This is a genomic window from Pseudomonas sp. LBUM1672 (genome assembly GCF_059695655.1).
Genome location: NZ_CP166781.1, coordinates 4066516 through 4090495 on the forward strand (window position 1 = coordinate 4066516; position 23980 = coordinate 4090495).

The 23980-nt window shown below is 59.8% G+C and carries 24 protein-coding genes and 1 pseudogene; 6 read left to right on the forward strand and 19 right to left on the reverse strand.

The genetic code is table 11. From position 1 onward, the window contains the following. Window positions 1-26 precede the first annotated feature (26 nt). Both ACA053_RS18505 and ACA053_RS18510 read right to left on the reverse strand, forming a co-directional pair. Window positions 27-386, reverse strand: a complete 360-nt coding sequence (locus ACA053_RS18505) for a DUF6124 family protein (RefSeq protein WP_109633014.1) — start codon at window positions 384-386, stop codon at window positions 27-29. 402 nt (window positions 387-788) lie between these two features. Beyond that, window positions 789-1802: an AraC family transcriptional regulator gene (locus tag ACA053_RS18510; protein ID WP_109633016.1), complete on the reverse strand. Its 1014-nt coding sequence runs from the start codon at window positions 1800-1802 to the stop codon at window positions 789-791. A gap of 165 nt (window positions 1803-1967) precedes the next feature. Here ACA053_RS18510 and ACA053_RS18515 point away from each other — a divergent pair, with 165 nt between their 5' ends. From ACA053_RS18515 to ACA053_RS18525, 3 genes are all read left to right on the forward strand, one after another. Next, window positions 1968-2819, forward strand: a complete 852-nt coding sequence (locus ACA053_RS18515; RefSeq protein WP_497393355.1) for a 3-hydroxybutyryl-CoA dehydrogenase — start codon at window positions 1968-1970, stop codon at window positions 2817-2819. Beyond that, window positions 2806-3411, forward strand: a complete 606-nt coding sequence (locus ACA053_RS18520) for a TetR/AcrR family transcriptional regulator (RefSeq protein ID WP_497393356.1) — start codon at window positions 2806-2808, stop codon at window positions 3409-3411. The genes ACA053_RS18515 and ACA053_RS18520 overlap by 14 nt, the downstream gene beginning before the upstream one ends. A 144-nt stretch (window positions 3412-3555) precedes the next feature. Then, window positions 3556-3969, forward strand: a complete 414-nt coding sequence (locus ACA053_RS18525; protein ID WP_497393357.1) for a VOC family protein — start codon at window positions 3556-3558, stop codon at window positions 3967-3969. A 53-nt stretch (window positions 3970-4022) separates the two neighbouring features. On the opposite strand, the gene ACA053_RS18530 is transcribed toward ACA053_RS18525, so the two are convergent. Continuing rightward, window positions 4023-5249, reverse strand: coding sequence for an RtcB family protein (locus ACA053_RS18530; protein ID WP_497393358.1), 1227 nt, complete (start codon window positions 5247-5249; stop codon window positions 4023-4025). Window positions 5250-5265: 16 nt separating this feature from the next. Continuing rightward, window positions 5266-5472: pseudogene (locus ACA053_RS18535) on the reverse strand (ABC transporter substrate-binding protein); the annotation flags it as partial. 245 nt (window positions 5473-5717) lie between these two features. On the opposite strand from ACA053_RS18535, the gene ACA053_RS18540 reads away from it, so the two are divergent. From ACA053_RS18540 to ACA053_RS18550, 3 genes are all read left to right on the forward strand, one after another. Then, the gene (locus ACA053_RS18540; protein ID WP_497393359.1) at window positions 5718-5921 is read left to right on the forward strand and encodes a hypothetical protein; all 204 of its coding nucleotides are present in this window, start codon (window positions 5718-5720) and stop codon (window positions 5919-5921) included. Window positions 5922-6086: 165 nt separating this feature from the next. Next, window positions 6087-6794, forward strand: a complete 708-nt coding sequence (locus ACA053_RS18545; protein ID WP_497393360.1) for a metallophosphoesterase — start codon at window positions 6087-6089, stop codon at window positions 6792-6794. Window positions 6795-6907: 113 nt separating this feature from the next. After that, window positions 6908-7180 carry a hypothetical protein gene (locus tag ACA053_RS18550; RefSeq protein ID WP_109633027.1) on the forward strand — a complete coding sequence of 91 codons (273 nt, stop codon included), beginning with the start codon at window positions 6908-6910 and terminating at the stop codon, window positions 7178-7180. 21 nt (window positions 7181-7201) lie between these two features. On the opposite strand, the gene ACA053_RS18555 is transcribed toward ACA053_RS18550, so the two are convergent. From ACA053_RS18555 to ACA053_RS18625, 15 genes are all read right to left on the reverse strand, one after another. Further along, complete coding sequence (locus ACA053_RS18555; RefSeq protein ID WP_497310575.1) at window positions 7202-7408, reverse strand: hypothetical protein; 207 nt, start codon at window positions 7406-7408, stop codon at window positions 7202-7204. A gap of 532 nt (window positions 7409-7940) precedes the next feature. Beyond that, window positions 7941-8816 carry a DUF6282 family protein gene (locus ACA053_RS18560; protein ID WP_109633031.1) on the reverse strand — a complete coding sequence of 292 codons (876 nt, stop codon included), beginning with the start codon at window positions 8814-8816 and terminating at the stop codon, window positions 7941-7943. Continuing rightward, a complete protein-coding gene (locus ACA053_RS18565; protein ID WP_109633033.1) occupies window positions 8813-9589 on the reverse strand; it encodes an alpha/beta fold hydrolase in 777 nt (258 codons plus the stop codon). Before ACA053_RS18565 ends, ACA053_RS18560 begins: the two co-directional genes overlap by 4 nt. Window positions 9590-9625: 36 nt before the next feature. Then, window positions 9626-10600 (reverse strand): NAD(P)H-dependent flavin oxidoreductase, encoded by a 975-nt coding sequence (locus ACA053_RS18570; RefSeq protein ID WP_497393362.1) that lies wholly within the window; start codon window positions 10598-10600, stop codon window positions 9626-9628. Window positions 10601-10684: 84 nt separating this feature from the next. After that, window positions 10685-11056, reverse strand: a complete 372-nt coding sequence (locus tag ACA053_RS18575) for an antibiotic biosynthesis monooxygenase (protein WP_109633036.1) — start codon at window positions 11054-11056, stop codon at window positions 10685-10687. A gap of 41 nt (window positions 11057-11097) precedes the next feature. After that, entirely contained in the window at window positions 11098-11628 is a 531-nt protein-coding gene (locus ACA053_RS18580) for a flavin reductase family protein (protein ID WP_497312275.1), read from the reverse strand. Then, window positions 11625-12794: an LLM class flavin-dependent oxidoreductase gene (locus ACA053_RS18585; RefSeq protein WP_497393363.1), complete on the reverse strand. Its 1170-nt coding sequence runs from the start codon at window positions 12792-12794 to the stop codon at window positions 11625-11627. The genes ACA053_RS18580 and ACA053_RS18585 overlap by 4 nt, the downstream gene beginning before the upstream one ends. Window positions 12795-12865: 71 nt before the next feature. Further along, entirely contained in the window at window positions 12866-13570 is a 705-nt protein-coding gene (locus tag ACA053_RS18590) for an RraA family protein (RefSeq protein WP_109633042.1), read from the reverse strand. Beyond that, complete coding sequence (locus tag ACA053_RS18595) at window positions 13567-14772, reverse strand: isocitrate/isopropylmalate dehydrogenase family protein (protein WP_497393364.1); 1206 nt, start codon at window positions 14770-14772, stop codon at window positions 13567-13569. Before ACA053_RS18595 ends, ACA053_RS18590 begins: the two co-directional genes overlap by 4 nt. Continuing rightward, complete coding sequence (locus ACA053_RS18600) at window positions 14772-15800, reverse strand: hydroxymethylglutaryl-CoA lyase-like TIM-barrel protein (protein WP_497312280.1); 1029 nt, start codon at window positions 15798-15800, stop codon at window positions 14772-14774. The genes ACA053_RS18595 and ACA053_RS18600 overlap by 1 nt, the downstream gene beginning before the upstream one ends. Window positions 15801-16257: 457 nt before the next feature. Continuing rightward, window positions 16258-17124 carry a LysR family transcriptional regulator gene (locus tag ACA053_RS18605; RefSeq protein WP_218277762.1) on the reverse strand — a complete coding sequence of 289 codons (867 nt, stop codon included), beginning with the start codon at window positions 17122-17124 and terminating at the stop codon, window positions 16258-16260. A gap of 218 nt (window positions 17125-17342) precedes the next feature. Beyond that, a complete protein-coding gene (locus tag ACA053_RS18610; RefSeq protein WP_497312282.1) occupies window positions 17343-18527 on the reverse strand; it encodes an MFS transporter in 1185 nt (394 codons plus the stop codon). Continuing rightward, window positions 18524-19525 carry a zinc-dependent alcohol dehydrogenase family protein gene (locus ACA053_RS18615; protein WP_109633052.1) on the reverse strand — a complete coding sequence of 334 codons (1002 nt, stop codon included), beginning with the start codon at window positions 19523-19525 and terminating at the stop codon, window positions 18524-18526. The genes ACA053_RS18610 and ACA053_RS18615 overlap by 4 nt, the downstream gene beginning before the upstream one ends. A 79-nt stretch (window positions 19526-19604) precedes the next feature. Next, window positions 19605-22790 carry an efflux RND transporter permease subunit gene (locus tag ACA053_RS18620; RefSeq protein WP_497393365.1) on the reverse strand — a complete coding sequence of 1062 codons (3186 nt, stop codon included), beginning with the start codon at window positions 22788-22790 and terminating at the stop codon, window positions 19605-19607. Then, a complete protein-coding gene (locus tag ACA053_RS18625; RefSeq protein ID WP_497393366.1) occupies window positions 22787-23965 on the reverse strand; it encodes an efflux RND transporter periplasmic adaptor subunit in 1179 nt (392 codons plus the stop codon). Before ACA053_RS18625 ends, ACA053_RS18620 begins: the two co-directional genes overlap by 4 nt. Between the last annotated feature and the right edge of the window lie 15 nt (window positions 23966-23980).

Sequence of the window (23980 nt, forward strand, 5' to 3'; positions counted from 1 at the left end):
CACTGCACAGCTCGACGGATTACCGACTACCTGGGCAAATCAATCTTATCCAACACCCGGTTCGCCGTGATCTCCGCCATCATGATGCTGTTGGAAATCCCCAACAGCGCATAACGCGACTCACCTTCCAAATGATCCACCAACTGGTGAACCATCACATCGACCGAGGCCAGCGTCTCAACCAGATACACCGCCAGGGTTTCCGCCGTGGCCTCGGGGTCCACAGAAAACAGCGTGCTGCGTGTTCGCGGAGTGGCTTTGATGTCGGCATTCGACGGAAAGTGGAAGTCGAGCGCGCGCTCGGCGGCTTCGTTGAGCTTCTTTGAATCGGGTTCGTACGGGGAGACTGGATCGGTGTCCGGTGGATTGGGTGTGACTTTGAACATGGCAAAACTCCTAGAGAAATGGAGCTGCCACCATTCGCTGCGAAACGACAAAGAGGTGGCAACTGTACGCGGGTTCGCAGACCAGGACTCTAGGAACCCGGCAGACCCGAAGGTCTCCCACGCACAGCCGCCATGACATGAATGACAGACTATGAATCGTCTGTTCACGAGCGGTAGACGTTGTGCGTCTAGAGTTTACCCGGGCTGCGAAACCCGATCACTGAAGGGCAGTGACGGGAATCAAGTTACCGAGCGACCCCAAGGCGCACAAGCCGGCGGATTCTGGCGCAGCCGTAGGCAACGGCGCAAGGTCTTGTAGCTTTCAGGACGTAACCTCGAGGGCGCTTAAACAAGCTTTAAACAGTCGAGCAGGGCTTCCCACAAAGTGCCCGCTCAAAACCCTTACTGAGAATCCTGAAACCGCGCCCGATAACGCCCCGGACTCTCCCCCGTCCACTTCTTGAACGCCCGATGAAACGCGCTCGGCTCCTGAAACCCCAGCTGCTCGGCAATGTCGCTGATACTCGCCCGGCTCTCACGCAACTGCTCAAACGCCACCCCGCGCCGCACTTCGTCCTTGATCTCCTGATACGAACAGCCTTCCCGCTCCAGCTTGCGGCGGAAGGTGCTGGGGCTCAGGTGTTGTTCCAGGGCAAACGCCTGCAAGGTCGGCCAATCGCTGTAATGGCTGTTGCGCAGGCGCTGATGCACCTGCGACGCCAGGCCATGCTGGTTGCGGAAGCGGATCACCAGCCATTGCGGTGCTGTGCGCAGGAACACTTTCAGTGAGGCCAGGTCCTGAACCACCGGCAGGCGCAGGTAGTGGCTGGCGAATTCGATTTCGGTGCGTTCGGCGCCGAAGGTGAGGTTGGGGCCCCAGAGCAATCGGTCGTCGCTGAGGGAAACTCGCTCGTGGCGAAAGTCCGCACGGTCGATGGGGATGCGCCGTCCGCCGAGCCAGCACAGCAGGCTGATCATCAACACCAGGAACGTCTCTTCACCGAAACGGCTGGCGTCTGCGTTTTGCGCGTGGGTGTCGAGGCTGATGATGGCGCGTTTGCCACGCACGGTCAGGGTGCCGCGAAAGTCGCGCAGGAACAGGGCGAAGTTGGCCAGGCATTGGCGCATGGCTTTGTGCAGGTCGGGTTCCTGGATCAAGCCGCGGCAGATCAGCGCGAAGCTGCCGGGCGGCATGCCGTGGGAATCGAGGCGGAAGAATTCATCGTTCAATTCTCGGATCTGAATCAGCCACAGCGCAGCAAACGCGCTCGCCGGCACGCGTGCGGTCGGCTGCTCGATCAACGCCGGGTCGATGCCCGCCTCTTCCAGCGCAGCGCGCGAGCGCTGCGGAGTGAGCCCTTGCCCATGGATCATCGCCTGCACGAAGTAGGCCGCCACCGAGTCCTTTTCCCGCATTTGAACGCTTCTCTCCCCATCGCCCGAATGGCAAAAAACACCAGCACCGTTGAACAGTTGCGGCATAGGACAACCGCCCTGCCGGTTCTAGACTCGCGGCCAATAGTACGCCTTCGGCCGTTGCGGCGGCCAAGGTATCGCAGGGTTTGATCGGAAGGACGGAACATGAATCTGCAAAACATTGGCGTGATCGGCGCGGGCACCATGGGCAACGGCATTGCGCAAGTCTGCGCGCTGGCCGGCTTCAACGTGACCTTGATCGACATCTCCGACAGCGCTCTGCAAAAGGCGCTGGCCACCGTCGGCAAGAACCTCGACCGGCAGATTGCCAAGGAAACCCTGACCGAGTCGCAAAAGTTCGACGCCCTCGCCAGGATCGGCACCAGCACCGATTACAGCAGCCTGCAGAACGTGCAGATGGTGATCGAAGCCGCCACCGAAAACCTCGACCTCAAACTGCGCGTGCTGCAACAGATCGCCGCGCAGGTCAGCGCCGAGTGCGTGATCGCCTCCAACACCTCGTCGCTGTCGATTACGCAACTCGCCGCCAGCGTCAGCCATCCTGAGCGTTTCATCGGCCTGCACTTCTTCAACCCGGTGCCGGTGATGGGCCTGATCGAAGTGATCCGCGGCCTGCAAACCAGCGACGCGACCCACGCCCTGGCATTGGACATGGCCACCACCCTCGGTAAAACCGCGATCACCGCCGGCAACCGCCCGGGCTTTGTGGTGAATCGGATTCTGGTGCCGATGATCAACGAAGCGATCCTGGTGTTCCAGGAAGGCCTGGCCAGCGCCGACGACATCGACGCCGGCATGCGCCTGGGCTGCAACCAGCCAATCGGCCCGCTGGCGTTGGCCGACCTGATCGGCCTGGACACCGTGCTGGCGATTCTCGAAGCCTTCTACGACGGCTTCAACGACAGCAAATACCGCCCCGCTCCACTGCTCAAGGAAATGGTCGCCGCCGGCTACCTGGGACGCAAGACAGGACGTGGCTTCCATGCCTATGCCTGAGCGTTGCTCGCGCTTCGCCGAGTACCGGGACAAAGTGCTGGAGTTGTTCGCCAGCAAGGGGTTCGGGCAGGTTGGCATGCGTGAGCTGGCAACGTGCCTGGGACTGTCCCCGGGCTCGTTGTATCACCATTACCCGAGCAAGCAGCATTTGCTGCTCGACCTGATCGAAGAGTTCTACGAAGAACTGCTGTCGACCCTGGGGCGCATCGATCAAAAGGCCTCGGCCAAACGCGACAAACTGCCCAACCTGATCCGCGCTCACCTGAATCTGCACCGGGAAATGCCCTGGCATTTTCGTCTGGCGGAACGCGATAGCGGCTGCCTGAACGAGGAGCAACAAGCGCGTGTTCGCCAGTTGCGCGAGCAATACGAGCGCAAGCTGTTGAAGATGCTCGGCGCGCCGCCCCGTCTCGGCGAACAGGGTTTGATCGCCGCCGGACACGCCATCGCCAACTTGCTCAACAGCGCGCCCGGTTGGCTGGGGCAACATCCGTTGGATGAAGCGCAGCGCGATGAGTTGCTGGAAAACATGGTGATCGGTGCAGTCGAGCGCTTGCTGCGCCCGTCTTCCAGCGTGCGCGCAGTGGCTTAAAGTTTTCAGGCAATAAGCTTCTGCGCTTACATAGAAAAAACGTCTAAACAAACCCGGCACAACCGCGCATCTAACGCTTTGCTATTTGGAGTCGATTCAAAGGTCAATGTGGGTCTCCAGCCCCACGGTTACCGGGAGCAAAACATGAAAATCAATCCCTACCTCATTTTCAACGGCGACTGCAAAGCCGCTTTCACCTTCTATGAGCAAGCCCTGCCAGGCCAGATCGAAATGATGATGACCTTCGGCGAAAGCCCGGCGCGCGAGCAGTTTCCCGCAGACCTGCACAACCTGATCATCCATACCCGACTGGCAGTGGGCGATCAGGCGATCATGGGGTCGGACACCACACCGGATCGCCCGACTGATGACATGAGCGGGTGTTCGGTGTCGCTGAATGTCGACAGCATTGCCGAAGCCGAGCGTGTCTTCGGCGCCTTGGCGGAAGACGGCAACGTGCAAATGCCACTGGAAAAGACTTTCTGGGCGGCGCGTTTCGGGATGCTGGTAGACCGGTTTGGTGTGTCGTGGATGGTGAACTGCGAAAAGGATCAGTGACTGTTCAGGCCTGAAAAAGCCCGACCTGAAAGGGTTGGGCTGACGCAGAGTGTCTATCCCTTCACACACACCACCTGCCGCAAGGTGTGCAGCACTTCCACCAGTTCCCGCTGGGCGTGCATGACGTGGTCGATGTCTTTGTAGGCCATCGGTATTTCATCGATCACCGACGCATCCTTGCGGCACTCGACATGGGCGGTTGCGCGGATCTGGTCGGCGACGGTGAACAGGCTTTTCGCTTTGGTGCGGCTCATGACGCGACCGGCGCCGTGGCTGCAGGAACAGAATGACTGCTCGTTACCGAGCCCGCGAACGATGAAACTCTTAGCGCCCATCGATCCCGGAATGATCCCCAACTCGCCCTTCTGCGCCGACACCGCGCCCTTGCGGGTGACCAGAATCTCCTGACCGAAGTGCCGCTCTTTCTGCACGTAGTTGTGGTGGCAGTTCACCGCGTCCAGGGCGACTTCGAACGGTTTGCTGATCACTTTGCGAGTTGCCTGAATCACCGCGTGCATCATCAATGCCCGGTTCTGTCTGGCGAAATCCTGGGCCCAACCGACAGCTTCGACGTAATCGTCAAAATGCCGGCTGCCTTCCTCGAAATACGCCAGGTCGCGGTCTGGAAGATTGGCAATGTGCTGGCGCATGTCGGCCTGAGCCAATTGAATGAACAGGTTGCCGATGGCATTGCCAACCCCGCGTGAACCGCTGTGTAGCATGAACCAGACCCGGTCGGCTTCATCCAGGCATACCTCGATGAAGTGGTTGCCGCTGCCCAGCGTGCCCAAGTGTCCGCGGTTGTTAGTGTTGGCGAGTTTCGGGTATTTGTCGGTGATCGCCTTGAACCGTGGGTTCAGCGCAGCCCACGCCTGATCGGCCTGTTTCGGAATGCTGTCCCAGGCCCCTTTGTCCCGCATGCCACGACCGACGGTGCGGCCGTGGGGCACGGCTTTTTCGATGGCGCAGCGCAACCCGTGCAGGTCGTCCGGCAAATCCGCGGCGGTCAGCGACGTGCGCGCGGCGATCATGCCGCAGCCGATGTCCACGCCGACGGCGGCCGGAATGATCGCGCCCACGGTCGGAATCACGCTGCCAATGGTCGAGCCCTTGCCCAGGTGCACGTCGGGCATCACCGCCAGGTGTTTGAAGATGAACGGCATCTTCGCGGTGTTGATCAATTGCTGCCTGGCTTCGCTTTCTACCGGGACGCCTTCGGTCCAAAGCTTGATCGGTTTGCCGTGGGCGACTTCCAGCAGTTGGTAGCTCTGCTTTTGCATGATGTCCGGTCTTTTCTCAACTGCCTGCACCGCCATGTGCTTCCTCAAAGAAGTAATCTTTCCAGCTGTCAGCCTTGTTTTTCAGCACGCCTAGCGCTTGCAGCTGCTCGGCGTTGATAAAGGTGCGCTGTGGCACCACGGTAAAGTCGATTTCGGGATCTGCGACAATATTCTCTACCAATGGCAAGGATAGTTTCGATTGCTCCACGCGGATATAGATCTGCCCAGATGTTGATTTTCGAACGGGCTCATCAGAGCTTGGTGTGGCGTGGTGTATGTGCGCATCCGTGTCTGGACCAGCCAAGAACTCCGTGGCAACCATTCGTCGCCTATGAAATCCGGCGCACAAAAGGCGACCCTGTCTGGCTTAGCGATTGCACAAGCCGTTCCTTGGCAGCCCCAGAACGACGTAATTCTGACGCGGCAGCAATCTAATCAATGCTTGGTCAGTCCCCCCGGAGATGTAACGTGTCAACTCTTAATGAAATCGCAGCGAACCACGCGAGAAAAATGGCTATGGCAAAGGCAGAAGAGTCGACCGGGCTGAGTGAGCGACACCTTCAAATCGTCGGTAGTGTCGAAATCCGCACCCCTGATGAACAACCACACGTTCCACTGCACTTCATCACCGTGGTGCAGGACAGCCACATCGCCCAAGTGGCCGGCTACTGACACTGCCCCTGACGAGATCAAAACCCGGCGCGATGCCGGGTTTTCTTTGATTGCTTGTTATCACCCCGAAGTCCTCTCGGTAAAGCCTTGCCCGCAATTTGCGCCGACGCAGCCTAAACTCAACTGACCACGAGCTCGCTGGCGATTGACGGATGAGGCACTGCGATGTTCGAAATCTCAGAGGTGACACGGGTGAAGCGCTTCGCCGCAAACACGGTTGGCCACGATTTCGCAGTAGGCGACATACATGGCCACTTCACTCGGTTGCAGGCTGCTCTGGATGCAGCCAGGTTCAACCCCTCGGTCGATCGGCTGTTCAGCGTTGGCGACCTTATAGACCGCGGGCCCGAGTGCTGTGACGCGCTCGATTGGCTGGACAAGCCGTGGTTCCACCCCGTGTGCGGCAACCACGACGACTATGTGGTTCACTTCGATACCTGTGACGTCGATAGCTGGATCTTCAACGGCGGCTTATGGTTTACGGGCCTGTCGCTGTCCGAGCGGAAGGAGTTCGCGGCGAAGTTCTCCGAGTTGCCTATCGCAATTGAAGTCGAAACGGCACAAGGCCTGATTGGGATCGTGCATGCCGATTGTCCGTTTCCATCATGGGGGCAGTTGGTCGGTGAACTGGAATCGCCAGAGAGCAGCCAGCGCCTGTTGCAGGTGCAGAACCGTTGCATGTGGTCACGAAACCGGCTCGAGCAGAAAGAACCGCAAGGTGTTGAGGGATTGCGTGCGCTGATTGTCGGGCATACGCCAATACGTAAACCGGTCAGGCTTGGCAATGTGATGCATATCGACACGGCTGGCTGGAAGCCGGATGCAGGCTATTTCACCCTTTTGGATCTCGATACGCTCGAAGCTGCGGCTTGACGTTTTTTTGTCAGTTCAGGTGTCGCGCCCTTGTACCGCTCGTCCTGGCGTCAGCACGTTCACCGTCCGCGCACTTCAAATGCATACATCCACTCGCACGGCAGGCGCAAACCATGAACAGCAAAATTGCCGCTATTACACTCGCTGGCCTCCTGTCGGTCTGCTCGCTTTACACGCTCGCGGCCGAGAAGGTGACGGAGGACGCCACTATTCCACCAAGTGCTCTTCCGGGGCTTAACCAGGGGGGCGAGTCCAACAAGGAAAAGGCGGACAAAAAGGGTGAGGAAGCTGCGGGGTCTAATTCTGGTGCGGAGTCGCAGGAGATCGAAAAAGATGCGGCTAGCTCGAGTGGCTCGGGCGATGAGCAAACAAAGCCGAAGCAGTAACCGGTGAGCCCCTGGTCCGTATTAATGGAGCGTCGCAACCCTGCGACTTTCGCCAATCCTGATTCGGTCCAGTGCCCGGTTTAGCGAATCCAAGGCATCGAGGAGGGCTTTCGCCTCAACTTCCCGGCCTTCACCCCAAAGGCGTTCTGCCATTTTGTTCAGGGCCTGAATGGAGCGCTCGATTTCAGCAGCAGTCGCTGCTTTGTTTTCCGGCTGTTTCTTCAACATTGAGTAACCCTTTGCTTCAATTGCCAGCTCAAGCGTATCGGCCACTGGAATACATTGATCTGATCCGTTGAGGCTATAACGCCAGCCACGGTTGTCTTTCCGCTCTGGTGCAGCTTATCGCGATCATACGCTGGTAGATGGCTATGGCCCTCGAAGGCTCCCGAGACTGAAACAGTGACGAAACCCCCATCGTATCGCCAGAGCCCAACAACTCGAAAAGATACAGGTTGCTGAGGTTCTTGCATTGCTCCAGGCGGTCAGCCTCGGTCGTGGGCATTGGCACCGCATCGACCTGCTTCTCACATTCAGTCTTTTCCTTTGGGGCACTGCTACAACCCAAGAGAAACGTCGCCAGCAAGAGATTCGCAATGTGAGGTGTGCATATCTTCAATTCCATTTGAGTCCGGCGCCGATGTAGAAATCTGGAAGCCCGATAGCCAATAATACGGCCGAGCGCGTCCGAGAAGGTCCGGGCGAGAGCTCGGCTCTGATCAGGTTTTCAGCATGACTTCAACAATCCCCCTCCCCACCATCAATGACTGAGCATCTCCAACGGACAACTACGGATGATCGATTCGACTCGCTCGGCACTCATCTCAAATTCCTTGAACCATTGCCCGCTCATCTCCAACCACGGACGGATGTCTGGCTGGCTGGTTTGGCCCAAGTCCGAACTGTAGATCACTCGGGGTACGTCGCGCAGCACTTTGGAAAAGTCTTCCTTGCTCTGATAGCCGAGCAGGTAGGTCAGTGCGGTCTGCTCGATGTACAGAGAAGGCAGGCTGCCCAAGTCCAGAAGGTCTTGCGCGTTCAGGCCAGTCAGTGGGTTGGCGGGCTGGTTGAGCATCAGGCGTGGCACTTGCAGTCGATCGGCCGCTTCCACCAGACGCAGAACCTCTTCGCGGTTGGCATGTCCGGTGGAGATCACCACCGGATAGTCGCGGCTCATGCGCAGCAGCTCCAGCGTGGCGAGGTTCAGCTGACCGCTGCTATCGCTGACGGTCAGCGGTTTGATCGGTCGCTCAGTCAGGATTGAGTGACTGAGTGAGCGGGCCAGCCGACTGGTATGCGAACGGCCGGTCACGGTGGGCAGGTGCACGACAAAACGCAGGTCGACGGCACCGTGCTGGCACAGCGAACGTTCAACCACCCGCCAATCAAGGCCGCCGGCGATTTCATTGAGCACGATTGAACCGGACACCGGCAGTCCTTGCTCGCGGGCCTCCCAGGCTTGGGCGGCGGTGCAGCCCAGGTGATTTTTGAGCACCACCCAACCGTCCAGCGCCTGGTAATGGTGACCGGCCTGCAGCGCGCTATGGCGACGCAAATATGCATCAGGGCCGGCGTGGTAATGAACATCAATAAAGCGTGCGCGGGAGGCCGGGGCGGCGGCGGTCGAAGCACTCATGCATGAGCCTCCAGATCGATTCCCAGGTGTGCTCGCACACTGGCGCGCACTCGCGCAAGGTCATCGAGCAACGGTCGCATCCCGGCACCGGGAACGCTGACGGCCAGATGCTGCGCGGAGGTCTTGAAGCTGACATTGGTGGCCCTGACCAATTGGGAGTCCGCGCCGAAGATGCTCAACAGGCGCCCCGGCCAGGCCGCCACTTGAGACTCCACGTTGAGTTCGCTCAACAAACGAAAGCCTTGATCCAGACGTCGCCCGGCCTGTTCGTCGGCGCTCGCCAGCGCATCGGGTTGGCGCACTGGCGGCTTCACATGAGCCGGCAGCACCCATTGATCGAGCAGCATCAGCGCGGTGTCGACATCACCGGCGCTGGCCAGCTCGGCCATCGTCCCCAGTCGGCGATCCAGGACTTTGTCGGCCTTGGTCGGTGAAGAGATCAGCAACGCCCGCGCCACTTGCTGGCCCACGGTGGTAGCGAGCAACCCCTGAACCACTGCCCCGCCCAGCGCCGAACCGGCGATCAGGGCAATGGGCCCAAGCGGCTCGAGCACCGCGGCCCAGCGCTGGGTGAAGCTGACAAAATCCTCCTGCTCTTCGGCCAGTAGCGAGAGCGTGTCAAAGATGATGACCCGATAGCCTTTGTCGACCAGCGACTGGGTCAATGGAGCAAAAAACTGTCCCTGGTCCCAGGCGGGCATGACCGGCGACATCACCACGACCAGTTCCGGGCCCAGACCAAACTGCACATGTACGGGGGCATTGCTGTTCATATCGATTCCTTTCCAGAAGAACACGCGCAGATCGCGTCAATCAAACAGTTTGCGGGCGCCACGCAGGGCCTGTTCCGCGCCGCGCAAGGTCTGTTCGACGATGGTGGCAGCGGGCAAGACTTCATTGACCAGGTCGGCGACTTCACCCGCCCAGATCGCGCGGACTTGCGTGTTGTCTTCGCGCAGCGCCTGGGCGTAGTCCTCGCCGACACTGGCCGGGGCCTTCACCAGTTCATGCTCGAAACCCAGCCAGCGGGCAGTGAAGTCGTTGGCCAGCGCTCGACCGCTGTACTGCTCTGGCCACTCAATACCCCGCACAAGGTCAAACGCGCGAGTGCGCACGGTATCGCCAGCGGTGGCCCGGACCAGCCGTTGCTTGAGTTTGTTGGATGGCAGCGCCTCTTCACTGGCCAGAAACCGCGTGCCCATCATCACCCCATCGGCGCCAAGCAACAGGGCAGCGGCCAGACCTCGGCCATCGGCAATACCGCCGGCGGCGATCAGTACCACGTCGTCGCCCACCGCATCGCGCACGGCCGGGATCAATGGAAACGATGCCCGTCGCAGACTGTGCCCGCCGGCTTCGGCGCCTTGCACGATCAGCACATCGGCACCGGCCTCCAGGGCCGCCAGCGCCTGATCGACGTCATGCACCTGAACGATGGCCAGCGCCCCGCTCTGCTTGATCGGAGCGATAAAAGGCCGGGCATCGCCAAACGACAAGGCGACCACGCTGGGCCGATAAGACAGGGCCAGCTCCAGCAGTTCGAAGCGCTTGGCCACGGTGAACATCACCAAGCCAACGCCCCAAGGTTCCTTGACGTCTTTCATCAGCTCCAGTTCGGTTTTCATCCAGTCCGGATCGCCATAGCTGGCGCCCACCAGACCGAGCCCGCCGGCCCGTGAAACTGCAGCGGCCAGTCGTCCGCCGGCAGCACCGCCCATGGGCGCCAGGACCACCGGGTTGGCGGTTTTAAGCAGTCGAGTCAGCGCAGAGTCGAAATTGCTCACGGTGTATCTCCTTGATGTACCGACAAAAAGAATTCGCCGAGCGGGAAGCCCGCGACGCGCAACGTGCGCGGGCCTGCACCTCCCTTAAACGAGCGCCGCGGCTACCGGGGCGTAGGCTGCCGGGATGTAATCGTTGACCTTGTACAAGTGGAACTCCCAGGTACCGGTCTCTTTCAATCGGTTGTAGCGGCTCAGGAATTGCTCATCGGAAAACAGCGAGTCGAACTCTTCTTTGCTGCTCCATTGCGCCTGGTTGATCACCGTCTTGCCGTCGATGCTTTTGAACAGGCGGCTCCACTGGAACGACGGATAAGCCTGCGCCACGTAGCTCACTGCCGAGCGCAGTACATCGAGGGCGGCGTCCTGTTGGCCTTCGAAGACATGCACGACGTTAACCAGAAAAATCGCATCGCTCTCGTCGGGTGTCGGTGCTTCGAATTTAGTCAGGTTGTTCATGGTTGCCTCCTGGCAAACGTAGGTTAAAAAGTTGTCGCGACTCAGTGAGTCAGCGCGCAAGACTGTGCCGGTTTACCGTCCTGCCAGAGCAGCGGTGAAATGCGTTCGGTGACCAGCGAGCGCTCGACCCGACCGACAATCACCTCGTGGGTGGCGTAGGTCAGTCGGGCATCCACGCTGCAAAACAGCGTGGCTTGCGCGTCAGGCAGATACGGCAAGTCGTCGAACGCTGCCCAGTCACCATGTTCGAAACGCGCATGTCCCTTAAGCTGGCCGGCAAATACGCCGACCAGTTGGCTTTGCGCCGCATCGAGCAGATTCACGCTGAACCGTTGATTGGTCAGCAACGGCTCACACAGACTGGCCGAGCGGTTGATGCAGATCAGCAGCGAAGGCGGATCGGTACACAATGAGCTGACCGCCGTGGCGACCATGCCGCTACGTGCATCGCCAACGCCGGTGGCGATGATCGAAACCGTGCTGGTCAGGCGCCGCATGGCCCGCTTGAAGTCCTCGGCCGGCTCCGGATCCAACGGTTCGACGGCCAGCGCCAAAGCGCTTCGGGCGCTCATGCCACCGCTCCAATGATCCGCCGAGCGCTGTTGTGGGGCTGGCGCAGACCGGCGTCTTCCATGCGTGGCAAGACATCTTCGAGAAACTCGTCGAGGCCACTTTTGTAGTCGAGCCAAGTCAGGCAGATACCGTCAATGCCCAAGTCGCTGTAACGCTGGAACTGCTCGGCGATCATTTCGGCGGTGCCCACCAATGGCACCCCGGCGAAACCGGCCTTGAAGTGGAAGCGGAAGCGCTCGGCGTCTTCGGTGCTGGCGAACATCCCGCTCTGGATACCAATCTCCGACGTGACGTTATCCAGTGCGACTTCATCGCCATGCTGATTCACGTAGTAGTCGAGGTACTTCTCGGCTTCCTCCAGCGTGTCTTTCTGCACGACATAGGAGTAGACCCAGATCTGGATCTCGCGGCCATACTCCAGGCGCGCCAGGTCGCGGTAGGCCTTGATCTGCGCGCGAATGGTGTCGTCGTCATCTTCGTGCTTGAGGATCAGGAACGCGGCGTCGCAATGCTCGGCACAAAACCGGCGACCGCGCTCGGAACCACCGGCATTCATCAGGAACGGCTGGTTGAGCGGTTTGGGTTGGGCGAAACCTTGGGCAATGTTGAAGAAGTCGCCCTTGAAGTCGAAATTGGCCGGCTCGTTCCAGGCCATCCGGGCGACGTTCAGCCACTCATCGGCATGGTCGTAGCGCCGGTCATGTTCCAGCTGCACGCCGCGGTTGAACATGCCCATTTCTTTACCGTACCACCCGCAGATCATGTTCAGACCGAAGCGGCCACCGCTGATATGGTCGATGGTCGCGGCCTGCTTGGCCGCGAACAACGGGTGCACGGTCGATAGGTGCGAGGTGGTAAACAGGGCGATCTGTTCGGTCACCGACGCCAGCCCCGCGGCCCAGGTGTAGGTTTCGAAAGACACGCCCATCGGGTCGCTCGCGCCACCCCAGCCGCGCCAGCGCCCTACTGGCAGCAGCAACTCAAGGCCGGCCTTGTCGGCTTTTTTGGCGATTTCCAGGTTGCCACTCCAGTCGCTGGCGTTTAAGCGCTCCGGGACGGTGGTCAGGGTGCAACCCCCTTCGATATTGAGCGCGAACACCCCCAGCTTGATTTTGTTGGTGCTGCTGCGCATCGGATTGGTCTTTACCAAATGGTTCGAAGTCATCTCTCTTCTCCTTTAGTGAGCGTCATGTGCCGTTTCGCCTGACGCCTCTTCATCGCACGCAGGTAGGCCGCTCAGGCGGCGCTCGGGGTCTTGGCCTCAGCTGCAAGCCACGGTTGGTCATAGCGGTGCAGGCGTCGCGCCTCGGCCAGCGACAGGCCTTGCGCCACCGACTCGATGATGTCGCGCTCGGTCTTTTCCACCGACTGGGCGCGCTTGATGACTTCCTCGGCCTTGTCGATGGGGATCACCAGGCAGCCGCTGCCATCGCCGACAATCAAATCCCCCGGATTGACCGTCACCGCACCAATCTGCACCGGCACCTGGGTGGCCTTGAGTTGCACGCGGTTCTTTCCCGATTGCATGAACCGACCACGGCTGAACAGCGGGTAACCGAGTCGGGTCACGGTGTCGATGTCGCGGGCAGCACCGTCGATCACCGTGCCGCGAATGTTCCGGCTCAAGGCCACGTGGGTGAGGATGTCGCCCCAAACGGTAGCGTCCAGGCGCCCGGCATTGCTGGATACCACCACGGAGCCCGGGGGGACGTCGTCTATGTAGTTGGCGGCGTTCTTGAACCCGTCGTTCTGGTTGACCGGCTCGTAGAGCACGGTGAAGGCAAAGCCTGAACAACGGGTGCCCGGGACTTGTTGGGCGATACCTTGCAACCCGGCATCAATGCCGAGGCTGTCGAGGGCATCACTCAGTGACGCCGTATCCAGAGCAGCGCATTGCTCCAACAGGGCGCGTTGTTGCACCGAGAGTGAAAGGTGGCTCATGCATGGCTCCTTGCGGGCAAAGCCCGGCCGTTTTCGGTTTGCGGGTTGAGTGGAGATAGGTTGAGCACGCTTCTTTCGATGATGGCCTCGGCGCATTGCCGGGTGGTTGCCTGACCACCGCTGTCGTAGGTCTGGCAGTCATGCTTGACCACCTGCGCCACCGCCTGCTCGATGGCCAGTGCCTGGGCGTGGTAGCCCAGGTGTTCGAGCAGCAATGCCAGAGACAGAAACATCGCGCTGGGGTTGGCCTTGTTCTGGCCGACATGCGCCGGGGCGCTGCCGTGTACCGGTTCGAAGTAGGCCCCGGCATCACCAATGTTCGCGCTGGGTGCGAAACCGAGGCCGCCCATCACCCCGGCACCGAGATCAGAAAGGATGTCGCCGAACATGTTCTCCGCGACGATCACGCCAAAGCGCTCCGGACGACGAATCATCCACAGGGCGACGGCGTCCACGTTGTCGATGTTGTAGGCGATGTCCGGGTAGTCTGTGGCAACGCTTTCGAGGATGCCCTTGGCAAACGCGCCGCTGTAACGCAACACGTTGGGCTTGTCCGCCAGGGTCACACGCGGGTAGCCGTGCTTGCGGGCGTAGTCGAAGGCGTAGCGAAACAGTCGGGTCAAACCGGCCCGGGTCTGCAATCGCACCGTCATCGTTGCATCCTCAGGCGAGTCGCGGTGCCAGGGCGCCCCAACCAGTTCCCGCGCCTTGAGCACCGGTTCGAACTCGGCGGGTATCGCGGCAAAGTCCAGCCCGGCGTAGAGCCCTTCGGTGTTTTCGCGGATCACAGTGAAGCGAAACCGGCCTTCACCCAGGACATCAGTGACTGGCCGCACATTGGCGTACAGACTCAGACGCTGACGCAGCTGAATCACCGGCGAGACGTAAACCCGCGAGGTGTTGCGCAAGTGCTCCGGCAACTCGGCCTCGGCTTCCTGCAAAGCTTTGCTGGTGATGGCGCCGAGCAACGTGGCGTCGGCGGCGGCGATTTTTACCCAGGTCTCGGCTGGCACCGGGTCACCGCCGGTTCGCCAGCACTCCCAGCCGATTTGGCCGAAATCCAGGTCGATGGGCAACGCCAGTGCCTCGAAAATCGGCAGGACTGCCTCGACCACTTCCACCCCGACGCCGTCGCCGGGCAGCACACAAACTCGATGACGCGCCGGCTGGCCCGGCAACGCCGATGAATGAAGTGCCGTCATCACATTTTTCCTTCCGCGGAAAGGCGAACAGGGAAACTGGCTCGGGAAATCACCGTCGGCCGTGCAGCGTGCCGCGCAAACAGGTCCTGTTCGTGCATCGCTCTGAGCGCCTGGAATGTCGAGTTGATCTGCAACCGGGACATGGTGTCCTCCAGCCGTTGCGACACATCGAACGGCAGGTTGTAAGCGCCCAGCATCACGTCCATGAGCGGGGCTGGCAGACTGCTCAGAGGCACACTTTCAGCGGTGTATTCGGACAATTGCAGCGCCTTGACCAGGTCATAGCCATTGGCACTGCCAATGCGTTCCAGATAGGCGATGAACATGCCCAGGTGCAAGTTGCCCGCCCCTTTGCCCATGCCGCAAATCGAGGTATCGATGTATTCGGCGCCGGCATCGATGGCAGCGATGGAGTTGGAAAGTGCCAGGGAAAGATTGTTGTGCGCATGAAAGCCCAACGGCGCATGCACTCTTCTGGAGATCCGGCTGATCAGCAGTTCGACATCATCGGGAATCATGTTGCCGTTGGAGTCGGCAAAATAAATGATATCGGCCCCAGCCCCCTCCGCACGCAACGCAATGTCGGTTACAGCACCCGGCGTTTGCGTGGTGATATGGGTGATGTTGGCACTGGCCAGAAAGTTGAATGACTTGGCCAACTTGATGGTGTCCAGCCCTTGTTCAAGTTGATCGGCACGCAGGCATACCCGAATCATTCCGACGCCATGTTCGGCCAGCATTTCAAAGTCTTCGCTGACCACATTACGCGGGTGAACCATGACACACAGCCCTAGTTGGCCGTGTGCGGCGCGGCGTAATGAATCCAGATATTCCGGGTTGACCGAACTGCTCAGGCCATGTTCTTTTTTGCGAATGAAAGAACCATTGCAATAGCCCACTTCAGCGTGAACTACGCCTACATCAGTCAAGTGCCCAACTGCATTGGCGGCATAATCGGCACTGAACTCAAAATTATTACGATAACCACCATCACGGAGCGTTACATCAATAATTTTTACTTTGCTCATGATCCAATTCCTTCTGTGGGTTCTCTTAAAACTCTGGACACGCACGCAAGTACGCTCCGGTTTTATCCAGTAGTAACGAGGCCGTAATACAGGAATACTCCTGACAGGTTTTTACGAGGCATGAGTCGAGGGCCGCGAAGGCCGAATACAAAAGTCAAACATGTTTTTTCAGCGTCAGATGCCGCCATCGAACATGTTCAATGGGCAAATGGAATCATGGCTGTTTTTTTATTATGGGGGTGTCCGCAATCGGAGAGGCGCGCGCCGTGTCCGGTGAGATGGACTCTTGAAAACCCTGGCACAGGTTTTCAATCGTCGAAGGAAGCGTGTTTCTTATTCTTGGACTGATACTGGAATCTGCCCGCTTGTTTGTAAACTCCCCGTATTCACCCTAGGGGGTTAAAAAATTCACCTTGTGTTAATTCAATAGTGAACTACCCCCTCTCAAAAAAACGTCTCAGAAATAATGCTCAGTCGGAAAACAACTGACCAGGAAGTCCATTAGCGAACGAATAGGGGCTTCCTTGCGTAAATCTTCATGCACCACCAGCCAGATATCGATCATCAGATCCGAATTATGGAACTGGGCCTTTTCCAGCGCCGGGTCTTTCAGGCCATAAAAATTGGGCAACAGCGCGATACCGACACCGGCACGTGCTGCCGAGGCCTGGACTTCAAGGCTCCTGGCGCGCAATACCACAGGGCGCTCCGCAGCTACCTCGCGCAGCCACACCTGTTGTCGGGAGTGTTCCATGCTGTCGTCATAGATGATGTACTCGTACTGTTCGCTGGTGTGCTCTGTCAGATAATGCTCGCTGCCGTAAAGCCCAAACGACACAGTGCCGATCTTGCGCGCCACCAGGTCCATCTGGGTCGGACGGCACAAACGAATCATCAGGTCCGGTTCGGGGTTACACAGGGTGCCGATATCGTCCTGCATCAGCAGGCTGACGTTGATCGAGGGGTGTTCACGACGCAAGCGTCCCAGGTGCGGGGCAATGAACTCGGAGGTCAGCAGGGGCGGCGCACTGACCGAGAGGTCGGCGACCATTTCCGTTTGCACCGAAAGCGCCACCTTGGAAATCGCCTTGGCGTCTTTCTGCATTCGCCCGGCAATTTCGGCGATGCGATGACCAAACGGCGTCATTTCATAGTTGCGTTTGCGTCGGTCGACAAGTTTGAGGTTCAGTGATGATTCCAGCGCCGCGATCCGTCGCGCGACGGTGGCATGTTCCACGCCCAGCTCCCTCGCCGCGCTGCTGAGCGACTGCGTGCGGGCGAAGGTGACGTAATGGCGCAAGTTCTCCCAGTCGAACTTGCTCATGTCGCGCGATTCCAGACCCACGGGCCAGTTGCAAGAAGCATTGTGTACAGGTAACGAGTTCATGTGGCCTCGATCGATTCTCAATGGAATGACAATCCAGGCGGTCGACCCAAAGGCTTCCTTCCTGGAGATCCTTGTTTGGGAAAAACATTCGATGGCGGCCACGCACTGACGAAAATACAACCCCCATCCGTGCGGGCTACGATGCATCGTTCAACTCAGTCTGCGGCGATCTGCGCTCCTCCCTTGCGCGGCTCGGCACTGAAAAACAGGACTTTGACCACGATGACCAATACGGCCAACGCGGCAAATAGAAAACCACTGTAAAGGGTGCCCTGCAAGCCCATGCGTGCCAGGAACCATCCGCCAGTTGTCGACCCGATGGTCACGCCCAGATTGATGAACGAGATGTAAATGCCCGTGGCGAACTCCGGCGCTTCCGGCGCTTCGGAGGTCAGCCATATTTGCGTGACGATCAGCCCACTGGTATGGGTCGCGCCCCAGATCACCACGATTACCAGCATGGTCATCAGTGACGGGCCGGCGAACAGGTACAACAGCCCATAGGCACCGGCCAGCAGGATCGGGTGCAGGATGGTTGTCCGAACCATGTTCTGCCCGATCAGTTTGCCGGCATACAGATTGCCCGCGACGCCGCCAATACCGAAGATCACCAACAGGATGCTGATCATCTGCGCGCTCATGCCCGCTTCCTTGGCCAGGTACTCGGCGGAGTAGCTGTACACGGAAAACATCGCGGCAAAAATCAAAGTCGAGGCGGTAATGTTCAGCCAGAGCGGGAACTTGCGCAGAATGGCCAGTTGCTCTTTATAGGAAATGCGGGTTTTGTCGGGCGCGTCCGGCAGCCGGGCAATGATCCCGAGGCCAGCAATGCAGTTGACCACGGCGCAGAACAGAAACGAGGCTTCATAGGAGAACTGCGCCGCGATCAGCGTCGTCAACGGCACCCCCAGCACCATGCCCATGCTGGTGCCGACAAAGGCTTTGGCGGCGGCGCGGGTAGACTCCTGCGGTGGGTACAGTGAAACCGCCGCGACAAAGGCCAGGGAAAAGTACACGGGGTGAAACAGCGCCGGGATGATGCGCAGCACCATCAGCGATTCAAAGTTGGGTGCGTAGGCCGACAGCACGCTGGTGCCGGCAAAAATGAACAACGCAATCGTCAGGATCTTCTTGCGATTGAAGCGCGACAATAGCAACACCATGATCGGGCCGAAGACCGCAATGATCAGCGCGAACAGCCCCACCAACAGACCGGCCTGGGACGCACTGATCGCGAAGCGCTCGATAATTACCGGAAGAATCCCGACTACACCAAACTCAATGGTGTAAACGCCAAACAGGCCTAGTGCGAGAAAGTAGATCGGATGGAGCATTTTCATGAGTCGGACTCCAGCGTGACCACGACTTTGCCGAACTGCTCGCCCGCTTCCAGATACTGATGGGCGGCAACGATCTGTTCAAAGTCGAAGGTTTTGGCTATGACCGGACGCAACGTCCCCTCCTCCAGACCGGCGATGACATACGCCTTGGCGGCCTCGAGCAAGGCTGGCCGGGAGGTGATTTCGTGCAGCAGATAGCCGCGCAACGCCAGGCTTTTGCCCAGCACCTTGAACAGCGGGAAAGGCGCGGGCTCGGGGCTCAGAGCGCCATACACGAGAACGATCCCGCCAGTAGCGGCAACGTCGACCAAATGCTCCAGAAACGGCCCACCCACCGGATCGAAGATCACCCGGGCGCCCTTGCCTGCAGTGAACCGTTCAATCTGTTGATTGAAATCCGCCGACTCGCTGGCCACCACATGCGCGGCGCCGGCAGACAGCAACTGCTCGCGCTTGGCCAGAGTGCGGCTGACGGCGATCGGGATGGCGCCAACCTGATTGGCAATCTGAATCGCCGCCAGGCCGACACTGCTTGAGGCAGCCGTAATCAGAACGAATTCGCCGGGCTGCAATGCCGCGACATGAATCAACGCGCCCCACGCCGTGATGTACTGCATCCATACCGCCGAGGCTTCAGCGAATGACAGGTTGGCGGGATGCTTGACCAGCATCGCCGCCGGCACGACGGCCAGTTCGGCATAGGTGCCCCACTGCGCAATGGAGGCCGGAGGAATCAGGCTGACGATGTCACCGACCGTAAACTGGCCGGCGCGTGCGCCGACGGCCTCGACGATACCCGCCGCTTCATACCCCAGACGGGAAGGAAACTGTGCCTCTTCCAGATACTGGCCGGAGCGGAACATGGATTCTGCCCGGTTCAGACCAATCGCTTTGACGGTGATCCGTACTTCATCAGGCCCCGGTTCAGGCACGTCGATGTCATCGATCCTGAGCACTTCCGGACCACCATATTGGCTAAACCGCACGACGCGCGTCATTGACTGTCTCCTTGTTTCGTTGATTGGCGGTAACTGTAAAGTGAGTGCGAATACTGAAAAACAAGCTGCTGTTCCATTCTTAGCGGACAGTTATGTCCGCAACCGATGGCACAAAGTCGTCCGCCACCAAGCGTGATCGTCGTGTCGCAAGCAGCCGCAGCGCGACATAGAACACCGGGGTGAATAACAGGCCGAACAGGGTCACCCCGAGCATGCCGAAGAACACCGCGACGCCCATGGCGTGACGCATTTCGGCACCGGCACCGGTAGAGAGCACGAGGGGTACGACCCCCATGATGAAAGCGATCGAGGTCATCAGAATCGGGCGCAAACGCAACTGACTGGCTTCAATGGCAGCACGCACGATACTGCGTCCCTGCTGTTCGAGTTCACGGGCGAACTCGACAATCAGAATCGCGTTCTTGCTGGCCAGCCCCACCAGCACCATCAGGCCGATCTGGGTAAAGATGTTGTTATCGCCCTGGGTCAGCCACACCCCGAGCAGCGCCGACATGATGCTCATGGGCACGATGAGCAAGATGACAACCGGCAGCAGCAGACTTTCATAGAGGGCGGCCAGCACCAGATACACCAGCAGCATGCAAATCAGGAGGATCCACAACGTGGAGTCGCCGGAAATGATCTGCTGGTAGGTCAACTCGGTCCATTCGAACTTGATGCCCTTGGGGAGCGTCTCGGCCGCGATTCGCTCCACCGCGGCCTGGGCCTGACCAGATGAATAACCCGGCGCGGGGCCGCCATTCAGGTCGGCGGCGGTGTAGCCGTTGTAGCGCACGACCATTTCCGGCCCATAGGTGGGCTGTACCTCCACCAGGCTGGCCAGTGGAACCATGTTGCCGTCGGCATTGCGGGTCTTCAGTTGCCCGATGTCATCGGCGTGGGCGCGGAACGGCGCATCGGCTTGCACCCGGACCTGATAGACCCGGCCCAGCAAGTTGAAGTCGTTGACATACAAGGAGCCCAGATAGATCTGTAACGTATCGAAGACATCGGTCATGGCAACCTGCGACTGCTTGGCCTTGACCCGGTCAAGATCGACCTTCAATTGCGGCACATCGATCTGGTAGCTGGAAAAGCTTGGCCCCAGCTCAGGTGCCAGCGCGGCTTGCTTGAGGAAGGCGCGAACCGCTTCATCAAGTTTTTCAAACCCCAGCGCGCCACGATCTTCGAACTGCAACTTGAACCCGCCCAAAGTACCCAACCCCAACACCGGAGGCGGCGGGAACACCCCGGTAAAAGCTTCCTTGATCGTGGAAAACTGCTGGTTCAGCGCCGAGGCGATGGCCCCGGCACTCATGTCCGAACCATGCCGGTTGGCGAACGGTTCGAGGATCACGAAGATGATGCCGGCACTCGATGAGTTCATCAGGCCGTTGACCGACATGCCCGGAAACTCCAGGGTGTGGGCCACGCCAGGTTGCTTGAGGGCGATGTCGTTCATGCGCTGGATGACTTGCTCGGTGCGCTCCAGCGAGGCGCCATTGGGCAGTTGCGCCAGGCCGACCAGAAACTCTTTGTCCTGGGCCGGCACAAAACCACCAGGCAACGAATGGCCAAGCCAGGCCGTGAACCCCAGCAACAGTGCGTAAAAGCCCAGGGTCATGCCTTTGCGCTGAATCACCCGGCCCAGATTGCTGCCGTAGGCCTGCTCGCCCCGCGCCGAGAGTCGGTTGAAACGGCTAAACAATGGCCCCAACAACCGATCGATAGCCCGACTGAGGCGATCTCGCGGTGCGTCGTGGGACTTGAGCAACAGTGCACAAAGCGCCGGTGACAAGGTCAGGGAGTTGAACGCCGAAATGATGGTGGAGATGGCGATGGTCAATGCGAACTGCTGATAAAACTGTCCGGTCAGCCCGGGCATGAACGCCAGGGGTACAAACACACTCGCCAGCGTCAGGGTGATGGCGATGATGGGCTTGCTGACTTCCTCCATCGCCTTGTAGGAGGCGTCCTTGGGACTCAGGCCGCGAGCAATGTTGCGCTCGACGTTCTCGACCACCACGATCGCATCGTCGACGACGATACCAATGGCCAGAACCATGCCGAACAACGACAGGGCATTGATCGAAAAACCACACGCGAGCATCAGTGAGAGCGTGCCGATGATCGACACCGGCATCGCCAGCAGCGGAATGATCGAGGCGCGCCAGGTTTGCAGGAACAGGATGACCACCAGCACGACCAACAGCGTCGATTCGAGCAGGGTCTGGATCACCGCCAGAATGCTCGAGCGGACAAACTGGGTCGGGTCGAACACAATCGTGTAGTCGACCCCGGCCGGCATGTCTTGCTTGGCCTGGCGCATGATGTCGCGCGCCTGATCGGAAATTGCCAGGGCGTTACCGCCGGCCATCTGGAACACGCCGAAACCCACGGCAGGCTTGCCGTCGACCAGTGAGCGCAAACCGTAGTCCGACGCCGCCAGTTCGACACGGGCAACGTCGCGCAAGAAAGTCACCGCCCCGCCCGGCAAACTCTTGAGGATGATGTCGCCGAATTCCTTTTCCGTTTTCAGCCGACCCTGAGTGTTGACCGACAGCTGTTGGGCCACGTCCGTACGCATGGGCTGACCGCCGATGACGCCGGCCGCGACCTGCACGTTTTGCTCACGGATCGCCGCCACCACATCGTTGGCGCTCAAACCGCGCTGAGCTACTTTTTGCGGGTCGAGCCAGATGCGCATCGCATAGTCGCCGCCGCCCCAGATCCGCACTTCACCGACGCCCGGGATGCGCTCCAACTGGTTCTTGATGTTGAGAATGCCGTAGTTGCGCAGGTAGGTGGCGTTGTACTGGTCATCGGGCGAGACCAGGTGAATCGCCAGGGTCTGGGTCGACGATGACTTCATCGTCACCACCCCCAGCCGCCGCACGTCTTCCGGCAGACGCGGCAAGGCTTGCGAGACACGGTTTTGCACCAACTGCTGGGCCTTGTCCGGATCGGTACCGACCTTGAACGTGACACTGAGCGTGAGGTTGCCATCGCTGTTGGCCTGGGACTGCATGTACAGCATGTCCTCGACGCCGTTGATCTGCTCCTCCAGCGGCGCCGCGACAGTCTGCGCCACCACCGCCGGGTTGGCGCCGGGGTACTGGGCGTTGACCACGATCAGCGGCGGGACCACATCGGGGTATTCCGAGACCGGCAAGCGAAACAGCGAGATGATCCCGGCCAGCAAAATCAGGGTCGAAAGGGCTCCGGCGAAGATGGGGCGGTCAATGAAGAAGCGCGATAAGTTCATTGCCCTTCCCTCGCATCGACGTGTTGGGCGAGCAAGGGTCTGACGGTATCGCCCGGCCGCGCCCGATGCAGGCCATTGATCACCACCCGCTCGCCGGCTTGCAGGCCGGAATCGATGATTCGCAAGTCGCCCACCAGGTTGCCGGGGCTGATGCGCCGATACTCAACCTGATCATTAGCGGTCACCACCAACACAAACTTCTTGTCCTGGTCCGTGCCGATTGCGCTGTCGTCGATCAGCACGGCCTGACGCGGCGGGCCGCCGCCGAGTTTGATCCGGGCCAGCATGCCGGGCCTGAGCAGGCCGTCGGCATTGTCGAAACTGGCGCGCACCCGCAGCGTAGCCGACTGCACGTCGAGCTGATTGTCCATCGATGCCAGTTTGCCCCCGCGCGAATAGTCCGTTTCATTGGACAGCCCGAGCATGACCGGCACTTCACTGCCCTTAGCACTGCCGTGATTGAGGTAGCGCAGGAACGTTTGCTCATCGACGTCGAAAGCGGCATAGATCGGCGAGAGCGATACCAGGGTGCTCAACGGCGCGGCATTTTCACCGGCGCTGACGATATTGCCCGCGGTCACCAGGGCACGGGACATGCGTCCGCTGACCGGCGCCGTGATGCGAGTGTGGGCCAAATCCAACCGGGAACTGTCGAGTATCGCCTGGGCCTGCCGGACATTGGCCTGTGCTTCGCTGGCGGCGTTCTGTTTCTCGTCCAGATCGCGCATGGCGATGGCATTGGAGTTGATCAGCCGTTGGGCCCGGCCCAGATCGGTGGCGGTGTACAGACTTCGCGACTTCGCCGCCGCCAGACTGGCCTGGGCCTGTTCGACCCGGGCGGTATACGGCCTGGCGTCGATTTCGAAGAGCAAGTCGCCTTCCTTGACGATCGCGCCATCCTTGAAATGCACAGCAACAATCGTCCCGGACACCAACGGCCGGATGACTACTTTTTCGACCGCCTCCAGACGTCCGGAATAGTTCTGCCAGTCGGTCACTGGCCTGGACAGCGCCATGGCCACATCGACTTCGGCGGCCGCTGGCGCGACGCTGGCCTTGGCGATAGTGGACGGTTCCCCGCGTAGCACGATCACCAGGGCAACGACGATAGCGCAAGCAATACTGGCGCGGAGTATGAGCGCACTGCCCGAACGTTTGGGTCGGATCGAGTCCATAAACAACTTCCCTGT

Excerpts from the sequence above, each read along its gene's own strand:
- ACA053_RS18505 (WP_109633014.1), bottom strand. The coding sequence starts at position 386 with ATGTTCAAAGTCACACCCAATCCACCGGACACCGATCCAGTCTCCCCG.
- ACA053_RS18510 (WP_109633016.1), bottom strand. The coding sequence starts at position 1,802 with ATGCGGGAAAAGGACTCGGTGGCGGCCTACTTCGTGCAGGCGATGATC.
- ACA053_RS18515 (WP_497393355.1), top strand. The coding sequence starts at position 1,968 with ATGAATCTGCAAAACATTGGCGTGATCGGCGCGGGCACCATGGGCAAC.
- ACA053_RS18520 (WP_497393356.1), top strand. The coding sequence starts at position 2,806 with ATGCCTATGCCTGAGCGTTGCTCGCGCTTCGCCGAGTACCGGGACAAA.
- ACA053_RS18525 (WP_497393357.1), top strand. The coding sequence starts at position 3,556 with ATGAAAATCAATCCCTACCTCATTTTCAACGGCGACTGCAAAGCCGCT.
- ACA053_RS18530 (WP_497393358.1), bottom strand. The coding sequence starts at position 5,249 with ATGCAAAAGCAGAGCTACCAACTGCTGGAAGTCGCCCACGGCAAACCG.
- ACA053_RS18545 (WP_497393360.1), top strand. The coding sequence starts at position 6,087 with ATGTTCGAAATCTCAGAGGTGACACGGGTGAAGCGCTTCGCCGCAAAC.
- ACA053_RS18550 (WP_109633027.1), top strand. The coding sequence starts at position 6,908 with ATGAACAGCAAAATTGCCGCTATTACACTCGCTGGCCTCCTGTCGGTC.
- ACA053_RS18555 (WP_497310575.1), bottom strand. The coding sequence starts at position 7,408 with ATGTTGAAGAAACAGCCGGAAAACAAAGCAGCGACTGCTGCTGAAATC.
- ACA053_RS18560 (WP_109633031.1), bottom strand. The coding sequence starts at position 8,816 with ATGAGTGCTTCGACCGCCGCCGCCCCGGCCTCCCGCGCACGCTTTATT.
- ACA053_RS18565 (WP_109633033.1), bottom strand. The coding sequence starts at position 9,589 with ATGAACAGCAATGCCCCCGTACATGTGCAGTTTGGTCTGGGCCCGGAA.
- ACA053_RS18575 (WP_109633036.1), bottom strand. The coding sequence starts at position 11,056 with ATGAACAACCTGACTAAATTCGAAGCACCGACACCCGACGAGAGCGAT.
- ACA053_RS18580 (WP_497312275.1), bottom strand. The coding sequence starts at position 11,628 with ATGAGCGCCCGAAGCGCTTTGGCGCTGGCCGTCGAACCGTTGGATCCG.
- ACA053_RS18585 (WP_497393363.1), bottom strand. The coding sequence starts at position 12,794 with ATGACTTCGAACCATTTGGTAAAGACCAATCCGATGCGCAGCAGCACC.
- ACA053_RS18590 (WP_109633042.1), bottom strand. The coding sequence starts at position 13,570 with ATGAGCCACCTTTCACTCTCGGTGCAACAACGCGCCCTGTTGGAGCAA.
- ACA053_RS18595 (WP_497393364.1), bottom strand. The coding sequence starts at position 14,772 with ATGACGGCACTTCATTCATCGGCGTTGCCGGGCCAGCCGGCGCGTCAT.
- ACA053_RS18600 (WP_497312280.1), bottom strand. The coding sequence starts at position 15,800 with ATGAGCAAAGTAAAAATTATTGATGTAACGCTCCGTGATGGTGGTTAT.
- ACA053_RS18605 (WP_218277762.1), bottom strand. The coding sequence starts at position 17,124 with ATGAGCAAGTTCGACTGGGAGAACTTGCGCCATTACGTCACCTTCGCC.
- ACA053_RS18610 (WP_497312282.1), bottom strand. The coding sequence starts at position 18,527 with ATGAAAATGCTCCATCCGATCTACTTTCTCGCACTAGGCCTGTTTGGC.
- ACA053_RS18615 (WP_109633052.1), bottom strand. The coding sequence starts at position 19,525 with ATGACGCGCGTCGTGCGGTTTAGCCAATATGGTGGTCCGGAAGTGCTC.
- ACA053_RS18620 (WP_497393365.1), bottom strand. The coding sequence starts at position 22,790 with ATGAACTTATCGCGCTTCTTCATTGACCGCCCCATCTTCGCCGGAGCC.
- ACA053_RS18625 (WP_497393366.1), bottom strand. The coding sequence starts at position 23,965 with ATGGACTCGATCCGACCCAAACGTTCGGGCAGTGCGCTCATACTCCGC.